This window comes from Moorena sp. (genome assembly GCF_982860115.1).
The window spans coordinates 1-7645 of sequence record NZ_CEYLVT010000119.1 but is presented as its reverse complement, the minus strand read 5'-3'; the positions used below and the strand labels follow the sequence as shown (position 1 = coordinate 7645).

The window sequence follows — 7645 nt, the reverse complement described above, 5'->3', positions numbered from 1 at the left end:
ATTCAGCATTCAGCATTCAGCATTCAGCATTCAGCATTCAGCATTCAGCATTCAGCATTCAGGGGCTTGTGGCCAACCTACTTGAGGTAATTTTGAATAAAATAAGCTGTTCGCTTAGCTTTAGTCTTGCCCTATGGCCACGGTACAGGAATGGCTGACAGCTGACGGCTGACGGCTGTTCGCGTAGCGTGCGCGTAGCGCATATGCTTACGTAGCGTGAGCTGTCTAGGCTTTGGGTTTTGTTAAAATGAAACAGCCCTGCTTAAAAAGGGGGGAAGGGCATGGGTAATCGGGAATGGAAGCAATGACACAGACACTCTCAAAACCAAAAGACCAACGGCTGATTCACTCTGGGATGAATTGGCAACAATTCAAATTACTTGAACAGAGCTTTGCCGATTCACCAGGAATACGGTTATTCTACTACGGAGGAGAAGTAGAAATCTTGGCAGTTTCTCAAGACCACGAAACCTTTAGCCGCTTGATCGGGATTCTGTTAGCTATCTACTTTGAAGAAAAGGGAATTGAGTTCACCCCAACAGGAAGCTTTACCCAAGAAAAACCAGGGGTAGCCTCAGCACAAGCGGATGAGTCTTATTGTATCGGAAAGCCAAAGACAATTCCAGACTTATCTATCGAAGTGGTTTTTACCAGTGGTAATCTCTCCAAACTCAATCGCTATCGGGAGTTGGGTGTACCTGAAGTCTGGTTCTGGGAAGATGGTCTATTTACCTTACATCATCTCAGAGCAGACGGTTACGAACGAATTTATACCTCAGAGGTGTTACCAGACCTAGATATGGAGTTGTTAACTAGGTCTGTAGTAATGGCGTCTACAGTTGAGGCAATGAGGTTTTTCAGAAAGGCAATTTCTGAGTAGTCGCGATGGTAATGGGTAATAGGGAATTGAGAATTGAGAATTGAGAATTTAGAATTGATAGCGTTTCTTGCATGTATTATGAGGTAATCTTCTCAACCTCATAAATCCAATAAATTAACGATTTTTGTGAATACTAATCCTCCCTCCCAAACTCCCCATCTCCCCATCTCCCCATCTCCCCACTCTCACTCAATACTCACCCATGGCAACAGCCCCTGACCCATTGACACCTGCTGACTATAATCAGCTGGATAGCTTAGTAACCACTCTAGCACTATCGAGTGGGATCACAATTATTTTTGCCATTGCTCCCAAAAGTGGTCCCAACCATCCAGTGGTGAAGCAGTTTAACTCTGTTGTTAATCAAGAAGGTTGTAGTGAGGAAGGGTTTCAGGTTAACAACTTTTTCTACAGTCAGGATTCTTTAATTAATTTTCTCTACCGTCTTAATCACCTCGATCAAGAGACCTCTGTCAACACTCCTGCTCCCATTCGTCCTCTAATCATGGTCTTCGAGATTGAGCAGTTAAACACATCTGGTGGCATCGATGAGCTAAAACGACTGAATCTCGGTAGAGAAGACCTGTTTAAGCAAGACATGGTATTGATGTTTTGGCTCAATAAACGAGAATTTTTGGATGAGTTTCGCCTCCAGGCTCCGGATTTGTGGGATTGGCGGGAGCAGATTGTGGAATTTCAAACACATCCCCCCTGGCACCGTTATTTTATCCCTATCTAGAATTGACGTCCGCTGACCATAATGAATCTGGAATTGACGTCCGCTGACCATAATGAGCTGGATAACTTAGTAACCACTCTAGCACTATCCAGTGGCACCACAATTATTTTTGCCATTGCTCCTGAAAGTGGTCCCAACCATCCAGTGGTGGAGCAGTTTAACTCTGTTGTTAGTCAAGAAGCCTTGAGTGACCAAGGGTTTCAGGTTCGCAACTTTTTCTACAGTCAGGATTCTTTAATGCATTTTCTCAATCCCCTGAATCAAGGCACCTCTGTCAACACTCCTGCTCCCAGTCGTCCTCTGATCATGGCCTTCGGGATTGAACAGTTGGACACACCTCGTCGGATCAATGAGCTAAAACGACTGAATCTCGGTAGAGAAGCCCTGTTTGAGCGAGACATGGTATTGATGTTTTGGCTCAATAAATCGCAATTTTTGGATGAGTTTCGCCTGCGGGCTCCGGATTTGTGGGATTGGCGGGAGCAGATTGTGCAATTTCAAGCACGTCCACCCCTCGAAGCCTTATTCTATCCCTATCTGGAGTGGTTAATTGCCCAGAATTCTTATGTCAAGTTTAGTGGCGTGATGCAGGTGCAGCGCCAAGTCGATATTTTTTTGGATCAGGTCTATATTTCCCTCAAGGCTGAACGTCAGTTGCGGGTGGTTGATGCCTCCGATGCTGGGCGTTTATCTAGCTCTAATTTATCTAACGCTTTGATTCGGTTAGATAAGTTTGAACCAATACCCCAGGATATCGCTATTTCTGGCAGTACTAAAACTATTCCGGAAAAGGTTGATTTAGCCAAAGCCATACAGGATAGTCAGTATAGCGTGATTTTGGGAGACCCTGGTGCTGGTAAAACCACCTTGCTGAAATATCTAGCGCTTCATTTTGCCACCGCTCAACGGGATGACCAGGAAATGGTATTAGCAGGGGAGGCTGAAGAGAATTTGGGGCTAACTCGCTTACCGGTTTTGTTTCGGATTGCTGATTATGCGGAACGGCTAGTAAAGCAATCGGACTTGAGCTTGCAGGAGTTTCTTAGGGAATTTTCTCAACAATGGCAAGGTTCAGTAACAAATCAGCCTGAGCAAGACACTGATACAACCATTTTTGAGCATTTATGTCACAAACTCCATAGTGGGGTGTGTCTGGTGCTGTTGGATGGATTGGATGAGGTGTTTAATCAGGAAATACGTCAGCAGATAGTTGACAAAATTGAAGGGTTTGTTAATGAATTCCCGAATAACAAGTTTGTGATTACTAGCCGGATTGCTGGCTATCGCGAAGTTAAATTAAGCCAACGCTTTTCTCATTTCACCATTACTGAAATGGAACCGGAACAGGTGGAGCGGTTTCTCGACCGATGGTGTCTAGCGGTAGAAAAAGCTCAAAGGCCAGATGCCAGTCAATACTATTGGCAGCAGGAAGCTGAGCATCAAAGTGGGGAACTTAAAAAAGCGATCGCAGCCAGTGAGGGAGTCAAGCGTATGACCGGCAATCCCTTATTGTTAACAATTTTGGCATTAATTCACCGCAATGGCTCTCGCTTGCCCAATCAACGGGTAAAACTCTATGAATTAGCCGTCCAGACCTTAACCGAAGATTGGCAATTGAGCAAAAAATTGCCTGGTGTTGAGACCGTAGTGCTCAAAGAAAGTCAGGTGATGGCACTGTTGGCTCCCTTGGCTTACTGGATGCATGAACAGAAACCCTCCGGATTAGTCAGTGAACCAGAGGTTAGGGAAAAACTAGCCGAAATCCATGGGGAGTTGAATGATGAAGACCCAGATTCCCAGAGTGTGCAGTGGCAAATTAATGATTTTTTGCTGAGGGTCAGGGAAACAACCGGTTTGTTTGTAGAACGTGCCCCTGGTAGTTATGGATTTATAGATCTGACCTTTGAAGAATATTTTGCTGCTCGGTATATTGCTGATAATGATGTTAGTGAGATTCTCGATAGTATTAATCAGCATGGATATGAAGCCCGTTGGCATGAACCAATTTTGTTAGCCTTAGGGTATTTGGGGAGTGAGAATCCCAGACGGATTAATAAGTTAATTCCAAAGTTGTTTAAACCCTTAGATGACTATCAGCCTAGGATTGACCATGGCGAAATTAAGATTAGAAAAACCTTATGGCAGGATGTGGTTTTAGTTTGGCCAGTCTTAGAAGAAGATTCAACGGTTTCATATCAGGAGTCGCCATTGGTATTGCAGGATTTACTGTTTGCCGGTCAGGTTTTGACTGATGTTGATGTCAACAACACGATTCGAGCCAGGGTGATTCAGCAGTTGGTCTGGACTTACTTGGGTTTAGATAAAGACTTTGACAATGAAACGATTAAGGGATTGTTGAGCAGGTTACGGGATATTGAAAGGTTTAATCAGAAAGATGAAGTGATTAAGCGTCTCCAAGAAACGGCTAATAATTTAACTAATAATTTAACTAATATTAGAAAGCTAAGTGAAGAGAGACGGGTAAAGACTAAGGTAGCGAGTTTATACGTAGCTTGTGGTCAAGCAGGAGAAACCTTAGTTAGTGCTGTGAATGAGTTTGTTCAACAGCTAGTTAAGCAGCCAGAGCCTAGACTATTGGATAATCTTATAGATTTGGTGACAGAGCTAGGGGAAGAGATGACCCCAGCTCTGGAAGCAACCAGACAATATCCGATTCGGGATCAGGGAAATCAACAAGCTATAGAATTTGTCACAGCACTGTCTTACCTCCGCCCGGATAACTATGATCAGGCTATTGGGATTTTAGAGGAGATTAATCAACAGCCAGATAGTCCAATCAAGGTTTACATTGCTTGGGCAATAGCTACCTGTTACCGGAAAAAGGAGGAATATTATAAGCAGTTGTCTGAGGAAATAGTAGCAAAGTCATACTTGTTACACTCCTTGGTGGTTAATGATAATCAAAAATCCGGGAACTATCAGAAAGCTGTCGATGATCAACTCAAATACTTAGCCACTTGTAAGCAGCTTAATGACCAACCGAGAATAGCATTAGCCTACTATCAACTAGGTATAATTTATCAAAATTGGGGTAAGGATGATAAAGCGATCGCATCCTACGAACAAAGCATTTATCTCTATCAGCAGTTGGATAAACACCTTCTTTAAACCTGACCAAATCTGACCATAAGTCAAAAATTGACAGGTAAGGCATCGGTGACACCCAAAACAGAAAACAATTTCACCCGCTACCCAAAGTTAGCTTTGGGCTCGAAGCAGTCTTAGACTCTCTGCACTGTTGTGAAGCCGCAGACTCTTTTAGAACCTCGATTACGGTTAGGGGATGAAACAAACTGTGACGTGGAATCGAATTCTGCTTCAACTTTAAAGCAATCCGATGCCATAGCGCCCATGCTGCCCGACGCAATCCTCTGGTTGAGATCGGGCAGCTAGCCATTCGAGCGTCAGCTGTCAGCTATCAGCTATCAGCGTGTCGTGTATCAGCTTATGGGCTATACACACGCTACTTGATGTGCTTATGGGCTATCGGCAAGCTACACCGAACAGCTTTTGAATAAGCGATGCAGCGCGGTCTTGGGGAGGCAGCGTGGTCTTGGGGGTCTCCCCCATGAGCGACTGCCGTGGTTTCCCTCATGAGCGACTGCATCAAGACAACAGGTAAGCATTCGTTTAATAGTCACGAAAGTCCCAGCGTCGAAGCCTCTCCCACAAAGCTGTTCGCGCAGCGTGAGCCTTTAGCTCACGGCTGACCGCTGACGGCTGAATGCTTACCCGTGATGCTGCTATCAATCAGCTTAAAGCTCAACTACTTGACTATCTAACGAATCAGGTTGAAGTGGTTGAAGTTGACATTCCACTACTAGGCAAGACAGGAAATCCTTGGCTGGATAAATTTGGATGGTTTAAGGATGACCCGACTTTTGACGATCTACAGGCTGAAATTGCTGCCTATCGGCAAGAAATCGATCAATAGATATTGATTTTTCCAATTCTATCCCCTGATTGTCTATAGCGTTGATCATAGCTATGAGGTACAAAAGATTTTGTCACTCTTGCCTATTGCCTATTGCCTCTTGCCTATTGCCTATTGCCTGTTCCCTGCTCCCTGCTCCCTGCTCCCTTATTTGCAATACCCGACTAGCATTAAGAATCGCCAACAGAGCCACTCCCATATCAGCAAATACAGCTTCCCAGAGAGTTGCTACCCCCATCGCACCCAGAGCAATAAAGACGACTTTCACTGCCAAAGCAATAATAATATTTTGCCAAACAATACCTAGGGTTCGGCGGGCGATGGCGATCGCTTCTGCTACTTTAGAGGGAGCATCGGTCATAATTACCACGTCGGCGGTTTCGATAGCAGCATCTGAGCCTAATCCCCCCATAGCTATGCCCACATCAGCACGAGCAATGACTGGTGCGTCGTTGATGCCATCTCCCACAAATGCAGTTTTATGGTTAGTTTGGTTTACTGCTGTAAGGATCTTCTCTAAAGCATTCACCTTATCCTCTGGTAAGAGTTCCGCTTGAAAATCATCTATCCCTAGCCTTCGAGCGATAGTATTAGCTATGGTTTGACTGTCTCCTGTCAGCATCACAGTTTTAATCTGCTGTTGGTGCAGTGCTTGGATGGCATTGATGGCATCTTCTTTGAGTTCATCGGCAATTAAGATACGCCCACTGTATTCACCATCCACAGCTAAGTGAGCTACCGTACTATCAGCCACACAGACATGATGGGAAATCCCCTCTCGATGGAGTAAGCGATCGTTTCCGGCGATCACAACTTTTCCATCAATTTGGGCGAGAATACCGTGTCCCGCAATTTCTTGATAATTTTCAACCTTAGAACTGTCAATCGGTTTGCCATGAGCTTGTCGAATCGATTGGGCGACGGGATGATTTGACCCAGATTCTACATGAGCAGCTAATTCTAGTAATTGCTCTTGACTCAAACCATTATGGGTAATAATATCGGTGACTCGAAAGTTTCCTTTAGTAAGGGTGCCAGTTTTATCAAAGACGACGGTTTTCACCTGAGTTAAGGCATCTAAAAACGTAGAACCTTTAATCAAAATACCGCGCTTGGCTGCCCCTCCAATACCGCCAAAATAGCCCAGAGGAATACTAATTACCAATCCACAGGGACAGGAAATCACCAACAGCACCAAGGCTCGATAAGTCCAGGTACTGGCGCTTGCTCCGGAAATTAGCAAAGGTGGTAACAGGGCAACGGCTAGGGAAAGAAAAACGACAACGGGTGTATAGTAGCGGGCAAAGCGAGTAATAAACTTTTCCGTGTCGGCTTTTTTGCTTCTGGCGTTTTCCACCAAGTCCAAAATTCTGGCAATGGAAGACTCGTCAAAGGGCTTAGTAACCCGAATGGTTAGCCCTCCAGACTGGTTAATCATCCCTGCTAACACCAGATCTCCTGTTAGAACAGTACGGGGGACTGATTCTCCTGTGAGGGCAGACGTATCCAGTTGGGAACTTCCCTCAATAATCTCACCGTCCAGGGGAACTTTCTCCCCAGGGCGTACCCGAATCATTTCCCCAACAGCAACTTGATCAGGGGAAACGGTTTTTATCTCGCCGTCAACCAGCAGATTAGCAGTATCGGGACGCACTTCCAGCAAGGCTCGAATCGAACGACGCGATCGCCCCACCGCAGACCCCTGTACCAATTCCCCTAGCTGGTAAAACAACATCACCCCCACTGCTTCCGGTAGTTGGTGAATAGCGATCGCGCCTATGGTAGCAATGGTCATCAAAAAGTTTTCGTCAAAAATCCGACCCCGCAGGATATTTCGCCCCGCAGTGGTTAGCACTCCCCAACCACAGAGTAAGTAAGCAGGAATTAAGATGGCATATTCAGCTATGCCAAAAGGAGTCTGATCTAAACTATCTTGAAAAATCAGTCCAATTAACAAAAGCGGAGTAGCGATCGCGACCGCTCTTAACTCGCGCCACAAGTTAAATTCATTCTTTCCTTGACTGTTCCCGCAGCAGTCATCATGGGTAGTCACCTCCTGTGCTTGACTGTT

General features: G+C 45.1%; 5 protein-coding genes. 4 read left to right on the top strand and 1 reads right to left on the bottom strand.

Annotated features, from left to right (window positions below):
• Positions 1-304 precede the first annotated feature (304 nt).
• The 4 genes from AC4II3_RS19560 (at position 305) to AC4II3_RS19545 (ending at position 5574) form a co-directional block, all read left to right on the top strand.
• Positions 305-880 (top strand): Uma2 family endonuclease, encoded by a 576-nt coding sequence (locus AC4II3_RS19560; protein ID WP_488011927.1) that lies wholly within the window; start codon positions 305-307, stop codon positions 878-880.
• A 202-nt stretch (positions 881-1082) separates the two neighbouring features.
• Entirely contained in the window at positions 1083-1619 is a 537-nt protein-coding gene (locus AC4II3_RS19555; protein WP_488011929.1) for a hypothetical protein, read from the top strand.
• Between the two features lie 21 nt (positions 1620-1640).
• Positions 1641-4748 (top strand): NACHT domain-containing protein, encoded by a 3108-nt coding sequence (locus AC4II3_RS19550; protein WP_488011931.1) that lies wholly within the window; start codon positions 1641-1643, stop codon positions 4746-4748.
• A gap of 616 nt (positions 4749-5364) precedes the next feature.
• Positions 5365-5574: a hypothetical protein gene (locus AC4II3_RS19545; protein ID WP_488011935.1), complete on the top strand. Its 210-nt coding sequence runs from the start codon at positions 5365-5367 to the stop codon at positions 5572-5574.
• A 73-nt stretch (positions 5575-5647) separates the two neighbouring features.
• Here the strand turns inward: AC4II3_RS19545 and AC4II3_RS19540 are convergent, their stop codons facing one another.
• Positions 5648-7627 carry a heavy metal translocating P-type ATPase gene (locus AC4II3_RS19540; protein ID WP_488011937.1) on the bottom strand — a complete coding sequence of 660 codons (1980 nt, stop codon included), beginning with the start codon at positions 7625-7627 and terminating at the stop codon, positions 5648-5650.
• Positions 7628-7645: the final 18 nt, after the last annotated feature.